Genomic DNA, 1,321 nt, shown 5'->3' on the forward strand with positions numbered 1-1,321 from the left:
TGACCTCATTCCCGCCGCACCACGCCGCACCAACAGCAGCCAACCCTACCGAGTCAGCCCCTGACCGCCCTACCCACGCTCAACTGCGAAGGGCCCCTTATGTCCCCGCTGCACAGCAGCGAGGGTGCCCGGTGGGGAACGGTTCACCTCGGGCACCCGAGGGTATGGCGGGCCTCGGCACCCGTCCCCTCGTCCTGTTCTTCCTGTTCTTCCGGTTCTTCAGAGTCCGACCCTGGAGGCGCCGGCGGTCAGATCGGGTCCTGGTGCCGCGTTGTGCCGGGATCGCCTAGAGCCCCGTTCTCGGTCGCCTTCGACAGCGTCAGGATCCCGTAGCGCATCGCACCGGTGCGGTAGGCGAGGATCAGGCGGGGGATGCTCAGGACGAAGACGCGATTGCGTGCGCCAAGAGCGAGGCGACGCGCGTCACGATCGACGAGCAGGACCTTCACGAGCCGACGGGCGCAGATCGTCCATGTGCGCGCAACCCGGCGGCTGACGTCCTCATAGCCGGTGATCGAGAACCCCGCCGCCAGTGCCATCGCCTCATACTCCTGCCGCGTGCCCATCGAGGGCAGGCGCCCTTCACGGCAGATGGGCTCGAGCAGGTGGCGGACCTTCCAACCGCTGGCATCGGTCTCGGCGAGCCACGCACAGACGACGAGACGGCCGCCCGGCGACAGCACGCGATGCGCCTCGGCGAAGAACCGGGGCTTGTCGACCATGTGCTCGCTCGACTCGATCGCCCAGGCAGCATCGGCCGAGGCATCGGGCAGCCCGTTGACGAGCCAGTCACCGAGATGGATGTCCACTGCGGCCACGGGATGTGCGGAGGCGTAGTGGGCCTGTTCAGCGGAGAGCGTGAAGCCGTCCACGCGAACCCCGCGTGTCTCTGCGAGACGCCGTGCAGTCGAACCATAGCCGCAGCCGATGTCGACGCACGCCTCGCCGGGCACAAGGCCCAGCCGGTCGCCCACCGTGTCGACCAGTGCCTCGACGGCCTCGGTGGGCGTCTCCCGACCCGTCGCCCACAGGCCATGGTGGACATGCTCCCCCCACACACGACGGTAGATCGGGTCGAGCTCGTCGTAATGATCCGCAACGGCCACGGCGTTCTGGGAGATATCGGGGACGATCACGCCATCACCCTACAGCCCGGTTCCACGCCATCAGAAGGTATCGGCTCGGGACCCGCGAGTACCGATATCGGCCCAGGTCCTTCACGGCCCCGGGCCGCGGGTGGGTGGGGTGGTTAACGGGGAAGAGGCCCCACCGTGGTGGGGCCTCTTGCCTGTAATGGTTGTCCGGCGGTGTCCTACTCTCC

At 68.0% G+C, this 1,321-nt stretch carries 1 protein-coding gene; it reads right to left on the reverse strand.

Going from position 1 to position 1,321, the window contains the following annotated elements:
* Positions 1 to 248: 248 nt before the first annotated feature.
* Positions 249 to 1,136 carry an SAM-dependent methyltransferase gene (locus IWX63_RS16600; protein ID WP_199279252.1) on the reverse strand — a complete coding sequence of 296 codons (888 nt, stop codon included), beginning with the start codon at positions 1,134 to 1,136 and terminating at the stop codon, positions 249 to 251.
* Positions 1,137 to 1,321 lie beyond the last annotated feature (185 nt).

This window comes from Arthrobacter sp. CAN_A2 (assembly GCF_015752045.1).
GTDB lineage: Bacteria > Actinomycetota > Actinomycetes > Actinomycetales > Micrococcaceae > Arthrobacter_D.